The organism is Bacillota bacterium, assembly GCA_009711825.1.
Classification (GTDB): domain Bacteria; phylum Bacillota; class Proteinivoracia; order UBA4975; family VEMY01; genus VEMY01.
In genome coordinates this window covers 1-20,212 of sequence record VEMY01000073.1, presented here as the reverse complement: position 1 = coordinate 20,212, position 20,212 = coordinate 1, and the positions used below count along the sequence as shown (strand labels likewise).

Below are 20,212 nucleotides of genomic sequence, written 5' to 3'. Positions count from 1 at the left end.
TGCACTCACTGCCTGCTCTATGGAGCGCAGAATGGGAAAAGGATTATTGATGACCATATGGTGAAGGTAGTTGTCCAGGGAGAATTGCTCTAATTCTCCCTTCCATTCTGGTCAGCTTGTCCGGCAAATTGCGGACAATTAATAACGTCTACTGAAGGGCATTATGGGTTAGCAGTTACAATAATACTTAAAAGGATTCTTAGTTTAATATATAGAATGTAGTAACAGCAGAAAAAATTACTTTATAGTGTGAGGTTTTTACTGATGAAGAAAACAATGCTTAGTGTAATCCTAGTCTTTATTTTATTTGCCGTTCCATGCTTTGCCTTCACAGAAACCGTCGAAGAAGACAACCGGTTTACCATTTTTTCTAAGGATGATATTCTTAAGCTTCATGACTTAGCCAATGAATCAATAAACATACTAAAAGATAAAACTATCATATTGGATATTGAATTTTTAGCTAATTCATCTGTCATAGATAGTCTTAATAAAGTCTTAAATAATAGATCAAAAGTAATTTTATTAGGTAATGAAATTGACTCTCAAATCTTAGAAAAAAATTTTTCTATAAAACCTGGCGTTGATTATTCTCCCAATCTTACCTTTACTGACTCAGAAAAAAATTACTATAAAGCATTGGGCTATACCGAATTTATTGAGGGATCATTAATCGGGGTGTTACTTCAGAAAGATGCTAAGCATGAAATTGTAACTGGTCTTTACGTATCCAATATAAACGATGTTAATTTAATTACTGAAGCTATTGATAACGCTGTTAGCAGTAACTACTTGGATATTTATGATATTCAAACCACTGGGGGAAGCGAGAACCTAGGAGATGATTTTATATTTAGAACGGTTGCAAATAACTCAATCGTAGACAGTAAATTTTCTCTTACGTCCACCCAGAGAATTGCAACATATAAGCATAATCCTATCAATGATGGCAATGATTATATGGCATATCTCAGTGGGTATATTGAGGTGGACATGAAAGTCGTAAATGGATTGGAGTGGTATGATCTAGGCCAGACAGAAATGCATCTTTTTGAGGCATATAACTCAGGTGCTTCAATAACTGAAAATTATGGACCTAGAAATAGTAACCAAAATGGGTTAACAAGTATTTCTATTAATCTAACTAACGGAATTAGCTGGATGTTGGATTTTAAAGAAAGGTTTCGAATTAATATGTTCGGGGGAGGACATACCAACTATTATACGGCTACAAGGTTTACTCATGTTAATTTCCTTGGACTTCCTCAATGGACCAGCAAAGATACTCAATACCAAGTTTGTTTTGAATATTACAAGCCCTCTCCTCACTACAGAAACACTTTACATGTGGGAATTTATTCTAGACATTGTCAAGCATATGGAGGATGGCCTAACGTATCTCCTCCTGTATGGTCAGCAGTAGCTTTACCTGCCGTTCAAGGAGCTCACTGAATAATAATCCAAGCCAATAACCGTTTTTTAATATAGGTCTGTTAGGGCCGCCCCTCAGCTTATGCTGAAGAGGCGGCCCCTCTCTTTAGACCACTACTCCGTCCTTTAGACTTACAATCCGACCGTAACCCAAATAGCCGCAAGGCGCTTTTTAGTTTGAGCCGGGGTCGTCTCTACCTGATGCTACCGGGACCAGTGCTGTTGGCGGCAACCGCCTCACAGAGAGCGGTTGTTTTTTTAACAAGGGCTGCTCATTAGGTTAAACATCCAACCTATTCAGTTGCTCATCAACATTGCGGCCACCGTACATTATCCTAATGACAGCAACTGTCTTCCGGCTTTCCACAGGCAAATAAAATGTCAGATAGTTATCAACCGGCAAAACTCTAAGGCCTATATTTTCCCATTTGCCTTTCCCATAAAGAGGATGCCGAAGTGGCATCTGATTTAGCTTGGCAATCGCATCCATGATTTGCCTTATTTTTTTTACGAAAATCCCCTTTGGGAAAGTTACTAAGTTGGGCTATGACTCTTTGAGTTCTGTTAAGCCTGTCCTACTTTATATTGAATCAATCAGCAGGCCTGAAGTGTTCCTGAGTTTGATTGTTAACTAATTTCTTTTGCCTTTGTTACTTCATATCCAAGCTTTGTTAGTTCATTTATCATCGTTGAGGCAGTCTTCTGCTGTTTTCGCTTTGCTAAATAATCTTCTCCTAGCTCTTCATAGGGTCGTCGATCTTTGAGAATGTGGTAAGTAATAACCAGAATTGTATGTGCGGTGGCAATTAATGCCTTAGGTCGTCCCTTGCGTTTTGCAATACCCCAGAATCGGGCAGCTAACCTGGTTCCTCGCATTCGGCTTGCTACCCACGCATTTTGCGTAAGAGTTGATTTCAACACGGAACTTATTTTTCTGGTACGCCCACTTTTTTTTACCTGCACTCTCGTGGTTTCCTGGACACAGCCCTGCCCAGGATGCAGCATGTTGGGCAGTTGGGAACACACTCATGTCTACCCCCATTTCCGCAATTATGGTGGCCGCCGCTTCTGTTTTTACACCTGGTATGGTTTTGAGTAGCTCCACTTCCTCATAATAGGGCTCCAATAAACGCTCTATGCGCATTTCCACTTCGTGTATTGACTGCTCGATGTATAACAGATGTTTCCAGGAAAGCTCAATCATATTCCTGTGGTGTTTTCTCAACTTTCCGTTAAGAGCCTCAACCAGTTCAGGCACTTTTTTCTTAAGTTGTGTCTTAGCCACTCGGTTGACAAATTCCTTATCAATTACCTCGCCATTTATTATGGCTTCTATTAATGTCCGCCCTGTTACTCCGAAAACATCCGACATGTAAGAGCTTAACTTTATATTGGCATCTTGCAGTATCTTATGTATTCGGTTTTTCTCGGCTTGGGCGTTCCCTAGAAGTTTCTTTCTGTACCTAGTTAGGTCACGCAAGTCTCTAATATTCTCAGGGGGAACGTGACTACGGGTAACCAAGCCGCATCGAAGTAGCTGAGCTATCCATTCGGCATCCTTAACATCGGTTTTTCGTCCAGGAACATTCTTAATATGGCGGGCATTCGCCAAAATTAGCTCGAATCCCCCCTCTAATACATGCCAGACTGGCTTCCAGTATACACCCGTGCTTTCCATAGCCACATGGGTACAATCATTCTTTTGAAGCCAATCAAATAATTCAAGAAGCCCAGTTGTCGTTGTCTTAAAGGTTTTTGTCTCACTTTGCGGCTTCCTGTCTACTGGCCCTGTCATAGCGCAGGCAACTACAGTTTCTTGATGCACATCCAATCCGGCGCAACGTTCCAGCACTGCTTCCAAACGTTTATCTCCTTAAGGTTATATTAGCGGAGGTTGAGCCAACCCGAAATTTGTGTATTTTTTTACACGTGCTCGTAGCAACAATATCCTGTTCTCAAAGGTTGGCTCAAACAGTTTATTTTGCGGGGTGCAAGCCACCAAAAAAAGGATCGAGTTAAGCTCCGCTTAACTATAGTCTATCCCGAATCAGGGTAGATTTTCATCCGCGCCTGTGAGGGAAGCTCATAAAGTTTATTTTAGCAGTTTCAGGTGCACATAAAGAAAGAGCAATATGCTCATAAATTGTGCGTAAGTCCTGTTCTGCCTCTTCTGTATATGCTATTTGCCACATGCTCAAACACCGTAATCCTTTTTCATCCTCTCCGCAACATTTTCAGCTGAAACAACCCTCCCTGAAGCTAGATCAGCTAGCCCTTTTTCTATTTCCGCATTAAGCTGCTCTTCACTCAGACTGTCTATAGATAACGGTTTATTCTGCGGCAGCTTTACCTCAAAAGGGATGCCACGTTGAAGCACAATTTGACGCAAAAACAGCCCTATCGCTTTTGACATAGGAATACCAAGCTTTTCCAAGATTTGGTCCGCTTGTTCCTTGACCTCAGGCTCGACACGCGCAAATATTGTCGATGTTTTTTTCATGGCAAAACGCCTCCTTTGAGCTTATTATATACGAATGTATTGCTATATGAAAGCACTCTGCAACAAAGCGCTCTATTTGGCGTTGACCGCAAACACATGTTCTGATACAATTTAACCGGGAGTTGTGGTAATATTTTGACAGGGGAGTGTCGATATGTCACTGGCCTTGGTGTGTGACCCCAAAACAACCTATAACCCGCCCAATCACAAACACGATAGCGGCTACAAATACCTGCTCTCGGACAAACAAGTCTTTCTCCAGCTTCTCCAGAGCTTCGTCCAGGAGGAGTGGGTAGAACAGATGACCAGCGACAACGTCACCCGGGTGGACAAGTCCTTCATCCTGCCGGACTTTCAAAACCGAGAGGCGGACCTGGTTTACAGAATTACCCTGGCAGACCGGGACATCATTTTCTACCTGCTGCTGGAGCTGCAGGCCACAGTAGATTTCACCATGCCCTTTCGTCTGCTCTTGTATATGGTCGAAATTTGGCGCAGCTTTCTGCTGAACAAAGGCAAAAACATCACCGGCAAGGACTTCCGCTTGCCGGTGATAGTGCCTTGCGTTCTGTATAAATGGAAGGAATAAGTGGACTGCCTGTAGAAGCTTCGGCCAGTATCAGGCCGGATTTGAGCTGTTTTCAGAGCATGCTCTGGACTTTAACTACCTGCTTATAGACATCAACCGCTATAGGCAAGAATCCCTGCTGAACATGAGTAACCTCATAAGCACAGTGTTCTATATGGAGCAACAGAAAGGTTTTGCCGAGCTGGTACAGGGCTTAAAAGAGGTGGCGGCTACCCTTACTCAGTTGCCGAAACGGGATGTCCACAGGTTCAGTACCTGGGCAAGCAAGATATTCGCCAAAGAGTTGCCAATCGAGCAACAGGAATATATGGAAGCGATATTAACCAGCAACACAGGGGAGGTGGAGACGATGATCTCTAATATCGAGCGGATCATCAGGGAAACCAGAGTCAATGAGAGGACGTTGGGGAAAGAAGAAGGTATAGCGAAAGGGAAAGCGGAAGGTATAGCTGAAGGTGAGGCTAGGGGAATGTTGCTGGGCAAGAAACAAGCTGCCCGCAACGCCCTTAAGATGGGCCTCAGCGTCAGGCAGACCGCCAAGGTAACTGAGCTTCCCCTGGCCGAAGTGGAAGCTCTGAAAAAAGAGCTTTCCAACTGAACACATAAAGGGGCCGCCCCTCAGCTTATGCTGAAAAGGCGGCCCCTTCTCTTTAGACCAAAACTCCGTCCTTTAGGCGTACAATCCGGTCGGCTCGGCGGGCCACTGCCTCATCATGGGTTATCAGCACCAGGGTGAGGCCGAGCTTGTTCCGCATCTCCTCCAGCAGGGACAGGACCTGCTCGCCGTTTTTGCTGTCCAGATTGCCGGTGGGTTCGTCGGCCAGGACGATCTCCGGCTTGCTGAGTAGCGCCCGGGCAATTGCCACTCGCTGCTGCTCGCCACCCGAGAGCTGGCTGGGGAGATGCCCGGCCCGGTGGGAGAGGCCCACCAACTCCAGGAGTTCGTTAGCCCGCTCGTTCAAATTGAAATCGGTCTTGTATGGAATCAGCGGCACCTTGATGTTCTCCGCAGCGTTCAGCACCGGCAGCAGATTATACTGCTGGAACACAAAGCCCACCTGATTGCGGCGGAAATCTGCCTGTTTGCTGCTGGATAGGGCGTTTAAATCCTCGCCTTTGCAGAGCACCGAGCCGGAAGTGGGTTGTTCCAGCAGGCCCAAGAGGTAGAGCAAGGTCGACTTGCCGGAACCCGATGGCCCGACAATGGCGACGAACTCACCTTCATTGATATCCATGGTAATCCCGTTAACCGCCCGGACCACGCTCTCCCCCGACTTATATTCCTTGACTAAATCTTTAGTTTGCAGTATTGCCATTGTTTTACCCCCTTGCATATTTAAACCTTCCTTACTCATCCTTCAGCACCTGGGCCACCGGTATTGCCTTAGCTCGCAGCACCGGCAAGATACTAGCCAAAGCGCCAACCACTGCCGGCGCCAGCGCCATTGCCGCAGAACCGAGGAGCAAATTGTCCGGCAGGACGGTAAACACCTGCTGGTAGGCAAGCACCGCCAGCGCGGCGCCAATGATGCCGCCAACAAGCCCCAGGCCCACGCCTTCCCAGAACAGCAGCCCGGCGACTGTGCCATCGCGCCAGCCCAGGGCTTTAAGCAGTCCAAACTCCCGCTGCCGCTCCCGGAGGTTGACAAGCAACGTGTCGGTTACCGCCAGACCGGCCACGGCAAAGATCAAGACATTCAACAACAGGTGATAGCCCCGAAATTCCAGAGCCATGTATTCGCCCAGCATCGTCTCTCCCAACAAGCCCTGAATACCGGTAAACACATGGAACATAAAGGCCAATACGCCCCCGGCACCGCCAGGGCAAACACGGTAATTAAGGTCCTGCCCGGCCGGGTAATGAGGCTGCGGATGACAAAGCCCAGGGGACGCGGTCCGCCGATTCTGGTATTAGTCTTCAATTCTCCCCTGGTCGAACCCTGCAGGATTGGCACAAACAGCATCCGCACCAACGGCGGTAAGCTGCCGAGGATGAAGGTGACAAACACCGCTGGCGCAACAATCATCAGCAGCCACGGCTCCAGATAGCGGGCGCTGAGTAACCAGACCAGGGCCGTAATCAGGGCCGTGATTGCACCGGCCACCAGGGCAATCGTCATTGTCTCAAGGAACGACACCCCAAACACCGTGTTCCGCCGCCAGCCCAGGGCCCGCAAGGTGGAGAATTCATTGGTGCGGCCGATGGTGGAAATAAAGGTAGTGTTACCAATAAACAAGGCGCTTACCACCAACAAACCGACCGTGATCCAGAAAGTGCCCCGATTAGTCTCATGGTGGATGCGCAGGGCAGTGCCCATTTGAATCCACTGCTCCTGGACAACACCGAACAGCGTTCGCTCCTCATGTTCGGGGATATGGTAATCAGGAACCGAGAAATGCACCACTCCATCAGAAGTGCTAACGGTGCCGTCGCGTTCTGTATAAACGATTCCCGGCGTTTCCTTGATTTCCTCTACGTACGTATCCAAAATTGCCCGTAACTCACGGTTATACGACCTTTCTTCGCTGTCGGTAACCAATGGCCAGAGCAATGGCGCCGTATACTCAAGCCTGTTCATATCAGGGCCTGTGTCCGGTGTGCGTCCAGTAGAGAGGATCAACCCCATCCGAGTCGGCCCAGAAACGGAATAGGATGTGAACGACCAGGTTAGCCTTTCACCAGCTTCCGCCGCCAGTCGGTCCGCAAAATCATCCATCTGCGCTTCGATTTGCTGCCGGTATTCCTGGCGGCCGTCACTATCATAATCCTGCAAAGTTACCGGCACCTGGCTCCGGGATGAACCCAGCACCACATCAACATGCAGACCGGTGGCATCCCGGATTTGTTGGGCAATTGTCATGATCCGCACCTGACTCTGCTCTGACATATCTTCCACCCCGGAAACCCGCACTCGCACCGAGTCCGAGAACCAGGGCGGCTGCACCAGGCTGTGCCGGCCTTCCTCGCGGTAACGACGGGTCAGCTTGGCAGCTTCCTGGTCGATGAGAATGCCCACAGGCACACCGGCAAAACCCAGGGAGTGGGTCGGATTCATATACGTAGGCTATTCCGGAACACTGCCGTCGGCATATTCGAGAATCTGTGGCCCCTGGTAGGAGTAAATTTCCTGGGGCACTGCAACCGGGGAATCTGGCGGCAGAAAATCTAATTTGCTCGCGTCAAAATGGCCGGTAGCCACAAAGTGCAAATTGGTGCCCTGCTCACCGGGCTCCCTGAACAGGCGCACGGCGCTGTCAGTATTGTCGAGATTTCCCCGGTTATCAACGGCCCAGGGTGTAGCGATCAATGTTTCGCCAGCTCGTTCATACTGAATCGGGCCGCCGGTCTGCTCGACAAAGCGTCCGGCATCTTCTCCCGTCAGGTATTCGGAGCGAAAATCATGGCTGTGGGAAAAAGCGGGGGTAGCGAGCAAGGTTTCAAAATAGCCGGGACGGGGATGTTCTAGGGCCCGAAAAATTGCCTCATAGCCAGGCTCAACATCCACCCGGCTCAGCTCCAGCTCCACCCGGTGGGGCAACGTAATATCCGAGTTCACCACAGCATAAATCTCGCCGCTGTCCCCGCTCAAATGGTAGCTGGGCTCGGAAAAGTATTCACCGCTGATTAGGGCCTGGTCTAAACCGCTGAGCCGGGCCTCGGCCTCGGGATCAACTGCTGCCACCAATGTGTTCTTGCCAGCAGTCCAGGCCCATTCGGTGTGGCTGAGGCCGGCCCGGGGCAAAACTGCTGCCTCCCAGGGACTAAGACCGATTGCCCACTCTTCATCCTTGAGGCCGGGCAAAAACTCATCCTCATCAAAATCGGGAGGGGGCTCGGATTCCCAGGGGCCACCGATAATCACATAACTGGAAGAATAAAACCAGTTTTTCCAGCACCGCCTCGCTGTAAATATGGGGCAGCTCCCCCTGCTTCCGCCAGTCCTGAAGTAGGGACAATGCCTCAATTGCGTCTGCCAACTCCAAGGCATAGGGCTGAAACTCGCTGCTCATGCCCCATAGGTTTTGCCGCTCCCGCAGCCAGCCGGGAGCGTCCGCCAGGGCACTCAGCGCTTCTTCCTGCTCCTGCCACCAGGGACCGTCAATATTCAGATCTCCTTCAGCCAGCTCCAAAGCCTGGAATTGCCGGTAGCGAAGCACAAAGCCTGGGAATGCTGCGTCCGGGTCAAGGCGCGCAAGCCAATTGGTATCAGTACTGTCTGCGTAAAGGCAGTGAAAGGCGATTGCGCTCTGGAAGTCGGTCTCAGGAACCGGCTCACCCAGCTCCCGGGCCGCATCCCAATAGCTGACGGCCCTAAACCATTGCCCTGCCTGGAACGCATTCTCAGCGTAAGCATGCAAAAGTTCACCGGCATCATCCGGCGGTGCCGGCAGCCCCGTCAGGAGATCCATGGTCCCATAGCCCCGGGCCAACTCCCCCTGCGCCTGCCATATCCGGGCATACTGCCAGTGCAGAGCCCAATTGGAGCTGTCATCTGCCAGCTGCTCCTCTATTTGCGCCGCCGCTTCCAGATAGCGGCCCTGGGCAAGTAGATCATCACACTGAGTCGCATCCTCTCCGGGAATGATGAAAAACAGAACCAGCGTTGTCACCAACAGGGCAGCGACAGCCAAATACATGTGCTTTACCTTCAATCAAATCCCCCCTATGGCAGAGGTCATGAATTTTATTCTCCCCTAATTACCTAGCGCTTTGTAACACCCGATTCTAAAACACTGTTCTCAAGGTTACAAAAAACTCTTTAAACTCAGGCCTGACTTCATATTTGTTTTATCCATTGAGCCGCAGACAGTCGTAGTGCCCGGGGCACCGGGAGCAGGCTGGCAATAGCCGCCACAAGAGCCGGCACCAAAGGCAACCAGAAAAAGTGTAGCCAACCGGACGGCATCATTCCAAAAACAAAGGCATACAATCCGCCAGCTAAGGCCGTTCCCAACACGCCGCCGGCCAGTCCGAGGCAAATGCCTTCCGCAAACAGTAGATTGGCTACAGCCTGGCTACGCCAGCCCAGGGCCTTAAGCAGGCCAAACTCATTTTGACGCTCCCGTAAATTGACCATAAGTGTGTCAGCCACCGCCAAACCGGCAATGGCAAAGGCCAGGGCGTTGAGCAGGTAATGATAGCCCTCCAGCTGCAGGGCAAGGTACTGACCTAATAATGTTTCGCCCAGCACTTGCTGAATACCAGAGTTGACGAATATTATAAACGCGAATATGCAACCGGGAACCGTAAGCGCAAATAAGGTGACGCTTGTACGACCGGGCCGGGCCAGTAGCCCCCGCAGGACAAAGCCTCCACGACCAGCACCGCCAATAGCAGCGCCAGCATCTACCTCGCCACTTTGCATACCAGTGAGGAGATTGATGCGCGACATTCCCAGTAGCGGCGGCAGACTGCCCATGAAAAAGGTCAGCATCACGGCGGGAATCGCCAGGGCCACCAACCAGGGTTCCAGGTAGCGGCCGCTAAACTGCCAGACTGCCCATAGTACCAACGCTGTCACCACACCGGCCACAAGGGCAAGAAGCGAAATCTCTGCCAAAGACGAGCGCATAACAGTTCCGCGCTTCCATCCCAGAGAACGAAGCACTGAGAGCTCCCGGGTGCGGCCAAGTACGGAGATATAGGTGGTGTTCCCGATGAACAAGGCGCTTACCAGCAGCAAGCCGATTGTAATCCAAAAGGTGCCCCGGTTGGTCTCCTGATATATTCACATCTGACTGCCCAGCTGGATCCAGGTTTCCTCCACAACAGCCAAAAGATCCCGGTCTTCGGAGTCGGAGATTTGGTAATCCGGGACAATTATATACAGGATATCCCGATACCAGCCATGCTCAAACTCAGGAGTGCTCAACACAGATTACAGCCCGGACTCCAGAATCGCTTGTGCTTGTCTGTAAATTTTGTCCCCGTCTTCAGCCAGCGTGGGAACGTTCACCAACACCTGGTCCATGTCAAAGGGAAAGGCACCAAAGTCCCAGACAACTGTATGACCTGTGGCCGCTTCCAATTCAGGAATCAGCTCGTTCATAGTCTCCACTACCTGTTGCCGATACTCCTGGCGTTGGGAGTTATCATATTTTTGTAACTCTACATCCACCGCCATATTGGAGGAACCCAGAACAACATCGACATGTAGGCCTGTGGCCTCTCGAATTTGCTCGGCCACGGCTGCAATCCGCACCTGGCTGCGCTCGTTCATGTCCTCAACGCCTGCAACCCGCACCCGCACAGAATCAATATAGTCTTCTCCCCGCAACTCCCTGGCTAAATCCATATGCACCAGGATGCCATTTGGCGCGCCACCAAAACCAAGCGGGTGAGACGGTTTCAGTTCGCCGCTGCCCCGAACAGATCCCTGAGCATGCTCGGGATTATACCGGTACAGTTCCAGGGGCGCCGAGACTGGTGATTCCGCTGGGAAGATGTTTAACTCCTCTGCATCAAAATAGCCTTCAATGGACAAAAACAAGTCGTCTGCCAGAGGTGTGCCAAATTCTCTAAACAAAAATTGTGAATCGCTCAATCTCCATGCGCATTCCATATGAGGGCGATGCATTGGGGTCAAACTGGTAAAACCCCTCCTCTACTGCCCAGGCCCGTGCTGCAAGTGGACCATCTGACTCCCTGTCATAGACTAGTCCACTGCCTAGTGGATAGGTGAGCCAGGCGCCATTGAAATTCTGGCTCCGAATTGGTGCGATGGCCATTTCCCGCTCGTCCCAGTGGGTGGTAGGGTAACTGGCCACATAAGCGCCATAGGGGTGCTCCAGGGCCTCAGGCAACTGATTGCTTGCGCTCTGTTCCAGCAGCCAGACGCTTTGGGCGGAAGCATATTCTACTGTGCGGCCACCCCGCCCTAAATAATGTGAAGACAACCGGCGCAAATCCATGCTAAATTCGTGCTTCAGGGCCAGGTAACGCATGAGCGGGTCCCCGGACTCCGGATCACCCCTGAAGAGCAAACTATAACCACCGTGCACCAGGGTAAGCATTAGCTCCCGGTGCTGGGGGCGGGTAGGGTAACCGTGTCTTTCCACCCGCTGCCACAGCTCCATCGCAGCGAACCAGTGGCCCTCCCGATATAAGTAAAAAGCATACTCCTCCACCAAATCCAGGTCATCGGGCTTCAACAACGACCGCGATAAATCCCACATCTTTTCGCCCCAGGCTGTAAAATCCTCGGCCAAAAACAGGGAGCGGGCCTGCAACCAGACGTACTCGCGACTGCGGTTTGCCTCCAATAGCTTGCCAAATTGGTCCGCTGCTTCGGCATAGCGGCCCTGCTCATAAAGGTCATAGGCCAGGGGCTCAGCCCCCCGGGGCGAAAAGATCAGCATCAAAACGCCGGCCACAATCAGCAGGCCAACTAACATCAGTTTCTTGTTCGCCAACCCCATGCCTTCACCTCCACCCTAATTTATTGGCTCCAACCGGCCTATATAAACTCTGTCCTCTGTCATCCAGGCGAAGTCTCCCTGGGGCGAGACAGTAAGCATATATTTTTCCGCCGGGGGTTCGATATAGCCCACCGAGCCATCGGGTTGTTGCAACAAATACATCGGTTGCCGCCAGCGCATCGATGCGGGCAGCTCATCGTAGTGAGGGATTGCATCTGCATAACCGGGGGCAGAGGCGGAACCGGTAAATGCATGGTTTGGAGTTAATCTGTGGAAATAGCGGTCATAAAGAATCGAACCATCCGGCAGAATGTCCGCCAAGCCAACACCGAGGGGCGCTTCCGGCCAGACCTAGTCGAGATTGCCAGGCTCTCTCCGTTGGGTCCGGAGCATTTGCCACAACTCTGTTTCGGTTAGTGGCCGGGTATCGCCGCTGGCAATCTCATAGCGGACCATCTGGTTCTGGACCGGGAAAAAGAGCTCTCCTTTACCCAAAAAGAACGGATATACTTCTTCATCAAAAGCAGTAAAATCCAGGGACGTATCCGGGGCATGAGGATGCTCTCTGTATACATACTCCACCTCGCCGCTTTCAGATCCGCTCATAATCAGCAGCGCATCGGAATGCCAATCCCAGATCACCGGTCCAGGCAATGTAATTTCTGCTTGGTCCGACTGCGAATATAAAATCCAAGTCCCTGCCTGACCCTGGAGCGTCAACCAATTGCCCGTCTGGCTCCACCACAAATAGCTGAATTGGTCGTCTGCCGGCAGTCCCCAGCTTGCCTCAACAACCAAGCTCCAGCGGGGACGGGTGAAGTCCTGGGCAGGATTACCATGCAAAGCGTCTGCTACCTGCTTCATGTCCGCACCCTCTGTCAGAGAGTACAAATACCAGACATCAGCCAGATCGCCAAATTCAGCTAGCAACCGCTCCCAGGGCAGGCGCGACAAGTCCGAAACCAGCAAAAAGCTGTCTGCTATCCGCAAGAACTTCTCGCCGGACATCGCCGGCAGTTCGCCACTAATAAACCATTCGACAGCCGCAAGACAGTCCCCGATATCCCGTGCCAGGTCCGCTGCTATTTTCTGGTACTCGGGTGAAAGCTCCGCAATATTCGCCGAATCATTGAGCCAGGCAAGCCCGGGTTCCAATGCCTTTGCCAAAGTACCCAAGTGCGCAAGTTGGTGGTTATCGCGTTCTGCCGCATCTGTCCCCGGCTCCACTATCCACACCGGCTCGGTCTCATCATCGATATACGAAATGGGAGACGCGTAGGTTGCACCAGTCCGACGCCGGATTAGGTCTTGACGAAACCATCTTTCTTCCGCCAGCCATTCTGCCAGTTGGTACCGAACATCAGATTCATCTAAAATGTCGTAGTTATCCGGATGTCCATCACCATATAGAATTGCATCATAAATAATTTCCTGGTACTGCTCTTCGCTTAAGGAATAACCGGCCTCCCGGGCCAGCTCCCAGAGATCCAGAGCCAGAGGCCACCGCTCGGACGCTTCTGCTGTCTTGGCTGCCTCGGCCAGAAGCTCCGTCTGTTCAGGGCTAATATCGGTCAGGTCAAGCTTGTCGTACAGCTCGCCAATCAGGTCAACGCTTTCGGCGCCTACCAATGCTTCCAGGTAGAGCCACTGCAGCTGGCCCTTGTCCGGCTCCGCCAACAACATATGCTCCAGCAATATCGCAGCCTCGGTATACTGTTCATCCTCAATCAGCTTCCAGGCCCGGTGCAAATCCCCACGGGGGAAAAACAGGGCCGTTAGCGCAACTGCGGCCGCAAGACCAAGGACAATTAGCGTTTTGCGCCTGCCGTTCATCGTCATCCCTCCCGGTTCTTCGTCTGGTCCTCAAGCTTCGCCAGTCTCCCAATAAATACTGTACTGCCTTGCCACCAGGCCAGGGCCCCTTCACTACTCCATGTTACAAACCCGTCTCCAGGGAACTGGATATAATCCGTTCTGCCGTTGTCGAGGTGATGGACAAACCGTCCCCCGCCAAGTAATTCCGTGCCAAAGAGCTGAGCTTCGCCAAACCAGCCTGCCCAGGAGAATTCGGGTAGAGGCAAGTCGCGGCTCCCTTCACCGTCGATCAGCGCAAACCCCCGTCCCTCGATAGACGTTTTCTCCAACAGGAGCTTATCTTGTCCGGCAGCATAGTTGAGGATGGGTCCGGCACTGGTCAGGAGCTCTTTATCATCGCTGTAAAAATAAAGCTTCGTGCCGACAGTGCGAACCTGGCGCCCTGGCACAAGGCTCTCGGCCCGCAAGTTCAGGTACTCCCGGCGACTCAGGTCCTCGACATTTCCTTCCCTGTCCAACAACAGAAACTTCGTGGAATCGGGGTGGTCAGGATAGCCGAGGATAAACTGCTCTTCATCAATCCAGATGAGGTCACCCAGAGGCATCTCCGGGGGCAGGATAATTTCCTCGCCAGGGTCAGTAAGCATAATAATCTCATCGCCAGCGCTCAGGATATAGCCGCCTTCAATGTGGCGCACCAGTTGCCGGCCGCCCAGGGACAGCTCCTCTCCCTCAGGCGTATATAGATACCGGTTCTGTTCACTGCCAATCAGCAACCAGCGCCCGTCATCGCTAAACTCTAAAAAGGAGATCTCCCCGTGGGTAAACTCAAATGACTTAATGACCTCAGTCCGCCACACAGGCCTGTACTTCTCATCGTCGCCATGCATCTGGGCAAAAACTTGCTGCAGCTCGGGGTTATCTGGGTGCATAGCCAAAAGCGCTTCCAGGGGCAGGGCCTCGGGTGGAACTTGATTAATTGCCAGCAACAGATGACGAACCGTCTGCTCGCTGAGCTCAGAGGGCAGCTCCCCAGCGTGAAACCAGTCGTACAATACCAGCTTCGCCTCGGCGGTTGCGGCCAGTTCCCTGGCAAAGTCCCGGTATTCCGGCTCAAGTCTTGGCATAGTGCGCGGATCAGTCAACCAGGCAAGCGCAGATTCCAATTGGGACCTGAACAGCCCGGCAAATGAGTCCCGCGCCTCCCCAAAAAGGCTGCTGCTGCCAAAGATTTGCGGGTAGCCGATTCTTTCTATTTCAGTCGCCCAATATGCCAGGTGGGCGACATAATCTGTGCGGTCCTTTATCGTCCTCAAGGAGTGAACCTGCGGGTAGTTATCAATGATGCATTCACCCAACAGCCGATTATATTCCTGATAGCTTATCTCGTTGAACAACCTTAGCTGGTCGCTGGCAACAATCGCCGCGTCCCAAAGGCCGAGTTCAGAGCAAAGCTCGTAAATTTCCCAAACCAAGTCTAGATTATCCTCGTTATAATCCAGGTTTAAGTATGAGCGGGCGGTAATCAAGTGGGAGGCATAGTCTACCTCCCCGGCCAGAAGCAAGGCCTTCACATACTGCAACTGCAACTCCTTATCCTCCGGGTCAGCGGCATGAATCTGTTCAAAGCGATCTGCCGCTTGCCGATACTGGCCCTCAGCTAACATCTCCAGGGCCACGGGGATGTCTCCTCGAGGAACAATAAAGAACCCCAGAAAGATAGCTATAAGCAACAGGCCGACAATGAGCAAACGGCGGTCAGGTTGCAAACCCCACACCTCCACTAACTGGCTGAATATGTATTCTTTCGCTACAGTATAATTTATGTCCTGTTATATAGACGGAATTTGCTGCCAGTTTGTTACAGAGAGCGGCAATTTTCTGGTAAAATACACGGGGGGGGAGTGCAATGCATGACTCAAAACTACCTGACAAGCTTAAAGGCTTGCTGAATGACCGCGGGAAGCGGGACATAAGAAAAGAGCCGGCAAAATTGTCCGGCTCGGATATAAAACGCTTTTAGAAGGAACGCCCTTGATGAAAATAGTACTGTGAAATTCCAAAGCTCAAAAGTATCAGCAAGAGTTCATAACCGATAACGACGGGGACAATTTTTTTCTTGGGTAATTTATATATTACCGAAAAACCGATAACTAACAAAATCATACTCCACACGTCCCAAACACTGATGAACCGAAAAATTGAAGGCACGATTGAGGAAGATACCGTTGGGCTGACAAATAAAAACCAAGGGAGCTTTAGCAATGCTTCGAAAAAATATGGAATCCACGCAATTGCAATTAACGCCAACACAGAACTGTATTTGATATCCTTCTTCCAGAGCTTATTGAGCACAAACCCCAATACGGCCGCTTTTATTAGCCATGCAACAATATCGACTACTCCTGATTGCACATAGGTATATGCCGGGATAGTGACATTAAGCGGCAAATCCTCTTCCGTAGCATCAGGATAAATGGACTGCCATTCTTCGAGCTGAGCTTCAACGTCAACGCTCGTCAAGGAAGAATTGGCAATAACATACGAGACCAGATTTACGGCGATAATCATAATTAAACCGTAGAGAATGGCCTTTTTAATATTAATGTTTTCAAACACTGCCACCGGCCTGTGCACAATATATTTGAACAAAAACACGGGGTTAAACAAATCCATAATAACACTCCTCACGAGGGATATTGTTAAAAAGCATTGCAGTTAGCCCTGTCGAATTAGTGCTTCGTACTATTTTCACACTTGTCCGCTTGAAGAACTCTGCCATCGGCCAAGCGGAGTGTCCGTTTACATATACTGGCAATACCGGCATCATGAGTTGCAATTACAATTGTCACGCCCTGCTGATTCAGACGCCTGAAAATCTCAATAATTGTTTGTCCTGTTTTCTCATCAACCGAACCTGTTGGTTCATCCGCCAGCAACAACAAAGGATTACATGCCAACGCCCTGGCAATTGCAACACGCTGGCATTGACCACGCGATAATTGATAGGGATAGGCGTGTATTTTTTCAGGAATTTCCATCTCCGCCAGCAACTGTTGTACCTTGCCTTTAATTTTTGCCCCCGGCAGCTTCATGTACCGGAGGGGTAGCGCGACATTGTCAAACACACTCATATCATCGATCAAGGCAAAATGCTGAACAATAATACCGATATTTTGACAGCGAAAATCTGCCAGCTTGTTTTGAGTGAGGCCGCTTATTTGGTCATCATCAAACCAATACTCGCCTGCGGTCGGCGAATCCAGTCCTCCGAGAACGTTTAACAATGTAGATTTCCCCGAACCGCTTTTCCCTACCACAGCAAGCAGATCGCCACGGTCTATTGCCAAAGTAACATCTGTCAACGCGCGTATCTTGCCTGGCCCTTGACCAAATTCCCGGGATACTCCACGCAACCTAGCAAGTGACATTATTCAGGCCTCCTTAACAGACTGTTTACATCAAGTCGGGCAATCAAAACAATAGGCACTATTGAAGAGCCTACTAAAACTACCAAGGCAGAGAGCACGGCAGTTAACAGGTGTAATCCTACTCCAAGAAAGACCAGAGAAGTTAGCAGTGACAGGCAAAGGGCAGTCCCTACAATCGCACCAATTGTCCCCAGCACCTGGTAAAGAATGTCTGTTACACTACCACCACTCATCAAGTGCACGCCATAGCGAAAATAGTTCTCCCGAATATAGCCCAGGACACTGGCTGAAAGACTGACAATAGTAAACAAAATCAAGACAAGGGCAATGCGCAAAAGCACTCCTAAAACAGCTTCTGACATACGTAATGCACCCATAATGTTACTGTCATCCACCTTTGCCACATCAAAAGAAAAAGTGTTATATTTCATAGATAGCCTGTCCACGTGGCGTGGGACATCAAGATCAGCATCGCCAATAACAATTTGGCCGTTTGCTTGTTGCGACAAGGTTATTCGGGCGAACGTTGGATATTGGTTTAAGTCTACATTGGCAAAGGCCGGCACTAAGATATATCTGTCCAGAAAAAACAGCGCCCCGCGAACGGGCATGGCCGTATCTTCAGGCAAAAATCCTATCACCTCAAAACTCATGGGCTCAAATAAATTAAGACCTTTAAAGGTATCGCCAAGGGCATAAAACTCCCTGTACTCACTGCCGAGAATAACACTTACGCGCTCAGAATCAAGAGCGAAGTCTGAATTCGTAAATTCCCTACCCTCAGCAACAGTTATTCCAAACTCATCCAGGACTCTAGGGCAAATGTGTACAGCTTTTTGCGAAACAGAGAGAGCCCCGTCCAAGTCGTCCAGTGGCGCCGGCTCCCTTGCGTCCCCCTCCTCGTATCCATAAAGAAATCTATCAGGCATATCAGGGGAGTATTCAATCCTTAGCGGCTGGATAATTGTGCTGATAAAGCTAAATTCCTCGTTTTGTCTCAGCTCATTGACAAACTGGCGTAGCCGCATATAGGGCTCCTCGGCGTCAAGATCCATATATTGCGCAAAACTCCCGTCTTGATCACCGAGATCGTTTAGTGTGTAATAACTTTTTTCGCCAATGAAGTGACGAAACTGTTCAGTCCCAGTATATGCCGCCACTGTATTCGCAACGACTATAGCAATTAGAGTAAAACATATACAAGCCTGAGTAATTAATGCGAGAGCAATAAACCGCTTATTTACAATGTTTCTGTGCACCTCTGCTCTAACTATCTGCCAGTTGGGCCAGCGCATCATATCACCTCAAAATCTCAGCTACAGAAACCGATAGCATTTTACGAATTGGAACAATTGTAATTAGCCAGCCGCAAATAATGTTCAGCAACACCACGATTACCATAGAGGTCATGCTCATGAAACCTGAACGGATAAACAATAGGGCAAAACTCGCCAGTCCGATTCCAACTACGGCGTGGCCGGCAAATATCCTATACAAGTCACGCTTAAGTTTGCTGTCGCTCCAGCCAATTAAACGTTTAACAGAAATGCGTTTGCGTTGCTTTGAAACCCATTCATATGAAATTGTCACACTGCAAAGCAAAAAAGAGAGAATCATAAATACATAGATTGTGGCCATGCTGATAATTTGGGGGACCAGACGATCGACTCCCGGCGGATTAATATCCAAACGGTTTAAAGGACCGGAAGCTTCAGAACCGCTTGCCGCTGCTAATAGTGCAACCTCCTTAAAAATGGTTTCAGCTTCACCAGGTTTTTTAGCATCAAGTATAAACGGCCCCCGCTTGTTTACTGCGACAGAAGTGTCTAAATTAATGATTATCATCTCATCCAGAATAGTGTCAAGCTCGTGCCCCACAACACCAAGCACAGAATAATCTTGATTGGCCACCGAGATATACTGCTCTCCGCTTCTCTCAAATAACTTGTCAAGATTATTTCGCCCGACAACGGCGAGCAAATCATCCTGCCCCAAATCATCCTCTGTAAAAAAGCGTCCCGATAACATCGGTGGCGTATTGACAGAGCCTTTGATATAGAGATGACGGACAATTGCAGCATCGGTATCATGATCATCAAGAATGAGCATAAAATCAGTGGCATCACTGCCGTCTAGCAACTGAATTAAATCATAAATCCCCCAGCTATCGTGATTAATCGAAAAATGGACTGCGGAATCGCTATAGCCACCACGACTGAGCTCAATCAAAAGAATCCGCTCTTCAATAGACTGAATAAAAGTAGCCGACACCAGAAAGATGGCCATAAATATGCTGATTAAGAATATTGAAAGTATATCAGTTTTCAACTCCAACCAAGCACCACCTTTTTGAATGATAAAATGGAGAACCAGCCAACTAAGGGCATAAACCCATCGTTGGCTGGTACCTAGGGCTAATAGTTTAATACCCCCAAAAAGCCTTGGCAACACCTAGCCAAATTGGAAATGACCCAGCAGTAACTGCTGGCGATGGAGACCTAACGGTAAACCCCATATTATCCCATACTCTTCCAGTATCGGTTCCTGAATAATTTTCTACAAATGCACGTAAGTAATGTGGTTGGTTACCGGTATAGCCCTGAGTCGATGCACATGCTTCCTTGAACCAATATTGTTGGCCATACCGCCATTCGTCCCACTTGTTGCTCCAACCAGTAAAATAGTTGCCCGGGCTTGCAAACGCGACGGCACTAAACACTACTAGACATACTAACACGCAAATCACAACTTTACCCTTCAAGTTATACCCTTCTTTCTTTTAATTTTTTACCACTTACTATTACTATTTAAATGCATAAATCACCTCCTAATATTATATACTCAAGTTTCGCACACCCAAAACCCTGCTGACCTCCTGAAGTAACTAGGTAAGTCAGCATTAAATTGGCCATAAAGCTCCCTAATGTGCTCCTGATTTAGTCTAGCCCTGCTCATGACATATACAGCGAATAGGCTGACCAATAATTGAAGAGCAGCAGTGAATGTTATGTCTTGCAGCTCATCGCA

General features: G+C 49.7%; 22 protein-coding genes and 1 pseudogene. 4 read left to right on the top strand and 19 right to left on the bottom strand.

Features of this window, described 5'->3' with window-relative positions; all coding sequences use genetic code 11:
• Together FH749_15850 and FH749_15845 are read left to right on the top strand one after the other, a co-directional pair.
• Positions 1–93, top strand: a 93-nt coding sequence (locus FH749_15850) for an AAA family ATPase (GenBank protein ID MTI96916.1), incomplete at its 5' end; no start/stop codon positions are given.
• Positions 94–264: 171 nt separating this feature from the next.
• Positions 265–1,452: a hypothetical protein gene (locus FH749_15845; protein ID MTI96915.1), complete on the top strand. Its 1,188-nt coding sequence runs from the start codon at positions 265–267 to the stop codon at positions 1,450–1,452.
• A 259-nt stretch (positions 1,453–1,711) separates the two neighbouring features.
• Here FH749_15845 and FH749_15840 read toward each other — a convergent pair whose 3' ends face one another.
• The 4 genes and pseudogenes from FH749_15840 to FH749_15825 form a co-directional block, all read right to left on the bottom strand.
• On the bottom strand, positions 1,712–1,921 hold the full coding sequence (locus tag FH749_15840; GenBank protein MTI96914.1) for a hypothetical protein: 210 nt from the start codon (positions 1,919–1,921) through the stop codon (positions 1,712–1,714).
• Positions 1,922–2,058: 137 nt separating this feature from the next.
• Positions 2,059–3,292: pseudogene (locus FH749_15835) on the bottom strand (IS110 family transposase).
• Between the two features lie 199 nt (positions 3,293–3,491).
• The gene (locus FH749_15830; GenBank protein MTI96913.1) at positions 3,492–3,623 is read right to left on the bottom strand and encodes an addiction module toxin RelE; all 132 of its coding nucleotides are present in this window, start codon (positions 3,621–3,623) and stop codon (positions 3,492–3,494) included.
• Positions 3,624–3,625: 2 nt separating this feature from the next.
• Positions 3,626–3,931 (bottom strand): type II toxin-antitoxin system RelB/DinJ family antitoxin, encoded by a 306-nt coding sequence (locus tag FH749_15825; protein MTI96912.1) that lies wholly within the window; start codon positions 3,929–3,931, stop codon positions 3,626–3,628.
• Between the two features lie 154 nt (positions 3,932–4,085).
• Here FH749_15825 and FH749_15820 point away from each other — a divergent pair, with 154 nt between their 5' ends.
• Both FH749_15820 and FH749_15815 read left to right on the top strand, forming a co-directional pair.
• A complete protein-coding gene (locus FH749_15820) occupies positions 4,086–4,520 on the top strand; it encodes an Rpn family recombination-promoting nuclease/putative transposase (GenBank protein MTI96911.1) in 435 nt (144 codons plus the stop codon).
• Between the two features lie 124 nt (positions 4,521–4,644).
• Positions 4,645–5,118: a hypothetical protein gene (locus tag FH749_15815; protein ID MTI96910.1), complete on the top strand. Its 474-nt coding sequence runs from the start codon at positions 4,645–4,647 to the stop codon at positions 5,116–5,118.
• 52 nt (positions 5,119–5,170) lie between these two features.
• Here the strand turns inward: FH749_15815 and FH749_15810 are convergent, their stop codons facing one another.
• From FH749_15810 to FH749_15740, 15 genes are all read right to left on the bottom strand, one after another.
• Positions 5,171–5,836, bottom strand: a complete 666-nt coding sequence (locus FH749_15810; protein ID MTI96909.1) for an ABC transporter ATP-binding protein — start codon at positions 5,834–5,836, stop codon at positions 5,171–5,173.
• 31 nt (positions 5,837–5,867) lie between these two features.
• Entirely contained in the window at positions 5,868–6,314 is a 447-nt protein-coding gene (locus FH749_15805) for an ABC transporter permease (GenBank protein MTI96908.1), read from the bottom strand.
• The gene (locus tag FH749_15800) at positions 6,218–7,576 is read right to left on the bottom strand and encodes an ABC transporter permease (protein ID MTI96907.1); all 1,359 of its coding nucleotides are present in this window, start codon (positions 7,574–7,576) and stop codon (positions 6,218–6,220) included. The genes FH749_15805 and FH749_15800 overlap by 97 nt, the downstream gene beginning before the upstream one ends.
• Positions 7,577–7,585: 9 nt before the next feature.
• Positions 7,586–8,323 (bottom strand): hypothetical protein, encoded by a 738-nt coding sequence (locus FH749_15795; GenBank protein ID MTI96906.1) that lies wholly within the window; start codon positions 8,321–8,323, stop codon positions 7,586–7,588.
• 13 nt (positions 8,324–8,336) lie between these two features.
• Complete coding sequence (locus FH749_15790; GenBank protein MTI96905.1) at positions 8,337–9,173, bottom strand: hypothetical protein; 837 nt, start codon at positions 9,171–9,173, stop codon at positions 8,337–8,339.
• A 125-nt stretch (positions 9,174–9,298) separates the two neighbouring features.
• Positions 9,299–10,204, bottom strand: coding sequence for an ABC transporter permease (locus FH749_15785; protein MTI96904.1), 906 nt, complete (start codon positions 10,202–10,204; stop codon positions 9,299–9,301).
• A 195-nt stretch (positions 10,205–10,399) separates the two neighbouring features.
• Positions 10,400–11,047, bottom strand: a complete 648-nt coding sequence (locus FH749_15780) for a hypothetical protein (GenBank protein ID MTI96903.1) — start codon at positions 11,045–11,047, stop codon at positions 10,400–10,402.
• On the bottom strand, positions 11,040–11,939 hold the full coding sequence (locus FH749_15775; GenBank protein ID MTI96902.1) for a hypothetical protein: 900 nt from the start codon (positions 11,937–11,939) through the stop codon (positions 11,040–11,042). Before FH749_15775 ends, FH749_15780 begins: the two co-directional genes overlap by 8 nt.
• A gap of 15 nt (positions 11,940–11,954) precedes the next feature.
• Positions 11,955–12,260 carry a hypothetical protein gene (locus FH749_15770; GenBank protein MTI96901.1) on the bottom strand — a complete coding sequence of 102 codons (306 nt, stop codon included), beginning with the start codon at positions 12,258–12,260 and terminating at the stop codon, positions 11,955–11,957.
• Positions 12,261–12,290: 30 nt separating this feature from the next.
• Positions 12,291–13,772, bottom strand: coding sequence for a hypothetical protein (locus FH749_15765; GenBank protein MTI96900.1), 1,482 nt, complete (start codon positions 13,770–13,772; stop codon positions 12,291–12,293).
• 2 nt (positions 13,773–13,774) lie between these two features.
• Complete coding sequence (locus FH749_15760) at positions 13,775–15,523, bottom strand: tetratricopeptide repeat protein (protein ID MTI96899.1); 1,749 nt, start codon at positions 15,521–15,523, stop codon at positions 13,775–13,777.
• 250 nt (positions 15,524–15,773) lie between these two features.
• Positions 15,774–16,430 carry a hypothetical protein gene (locus FH749_15755; GenBank protein ID MTI96898.1) on the bottom strand — a complete coding sequence of 219 codons (657 nt, stop codon included), beginning with the start codon at positions 16,428–16,430 and terminating at the stop codon, positions 15,774–15,776.
• A 56-nt stretch (positions 16,431–16,486) separates the two neighbouring features.
• Positions 16,487–17,185 carry an ABC transporter ATP-binding protein gene (locus FH749_15750; protein MTI96897.1) on the bottom strand — a complete coding sequence of 233 codons (699 nt, stop codon included), beginning with the start codon at positions 17,183–17,185 and terminating at the stop codon, positions 16,487–16,489.
• On the bottom strand, positions 17,185–18,480 hold the full coding sequence (locus FH749_15745) for an ABC transporter permease (GenBank protein MTI96896.1): 1,296 nt from the start codon (positions 18,478–18,480) through the stop codon (positions 17,185–17,187). Before FH749_15745 ends, FH749_15750 begins: the two co-directional genes overlap by 1 nt.
• Before the next feature lie 4 nt (positions 18,481–18,484).
• Positions 18,485–19,519, bottom strand: coding sequence for an ABC transporter permease (locus FH749_15740; protein ID MTI96895.1), 1,035 nt, complete (start codon positions 19,517–19,519; stop codon positions 18,485–18,487).
• Positions 19,520–20,212 lie beyond the last annotated feature (693 nt).

Coding starts and splice junctions, on each gene's coding strand:
- FH749_15745 (MTI96896.1), bottom strand. CDS start 18,480: ATGCGCTGGCCCAACTGGCAGATAGTTAGAGCAGAGGTGCACAGAAAC.
- FH749_15840 (MTI96914.1), bottom strand. CDS start 1,921: ATGGATGCGATTGCCAAGCTAAATCAGATGCCACTTCGGCATCCTCTT.
- FH749_15765 (MTI96900.1), bottom strand. CDS start 13,772: ATGAACGGCAGGCGCAAAACGCTAATTGTCCTTGGTCTTGCGGCCGCA.
- FH749_15845 (MTI96915.1), top strand. CDS start 265: ATGAAGAAAACAATGCTTAGTGTAATCCTAGTCTTTATTTTATTTGCC.
- FH749_15775 (MTI96902.1), bottom strand. CDS start 11,939: ATGGGGTTGGCGAACAAGAAACTGATGTTAGTTGGCCTGCTGATTGTG.
- FH749_15820 (MTI96911.1), top strand. CDS start 4,086: ATGTCACTGGCCTTGGTGTGTGACCCCAAAACAACCTATAACCCGCCC.
- FH749_15825 (MTI96912.1), bottom strand. CDS start 3,931: ATGAAAAAAACATCGACAATATTTGCGCGTGTCGAGCCTGAGGTCAAG.
- FH749_15750 (MTI96897.1), bottom strand. CDS start 17,185: ATGTCACTTGCTAGGTTGCGTGGAGTATCCCGGGAATTTGGTCAAGGG.
- FH749_15810 (MTI96909.1), bottom strand. CDS start 5,836: ATGGCAATACTGCAAACTAAAGATTTAGTCAAGGAATATAAGTCGGGG.
- FH749_15815 (MTI96910.1), top strand. CDS start 4,645: ATGAGTAACCTCATAAGCACAGTGTTCTATATGGAGCAACAGAAAGGT.
- FH749_15800 (MTI96907.1), bottom strand. CDS start 7,576: ATGAATCCGACCCACTCCCTGGGTTTTGCCGGTGTGCCTGTGGGCATT.
- FH749_15755 (MTI96898.1), bottom strand. CDS start 16,430: ATGGATTTGTTTAACCCCGTGTTTTTGTTCAAATATATTGTGCACAGG.
- FH749_15805 (MTI96908.1), bottom strand. CDS start 6,314: ATGTTCCATGTGTTTACCGGTATTCAGGGCTTGTTGGGAGAGACGATG.
- FH749_15830 (MTI96913.1), bottom strand. CDS start 3,623: ATGTGGCAAATAGCATATACAGAAGAGGCAGAACAGGACTTACGCACA.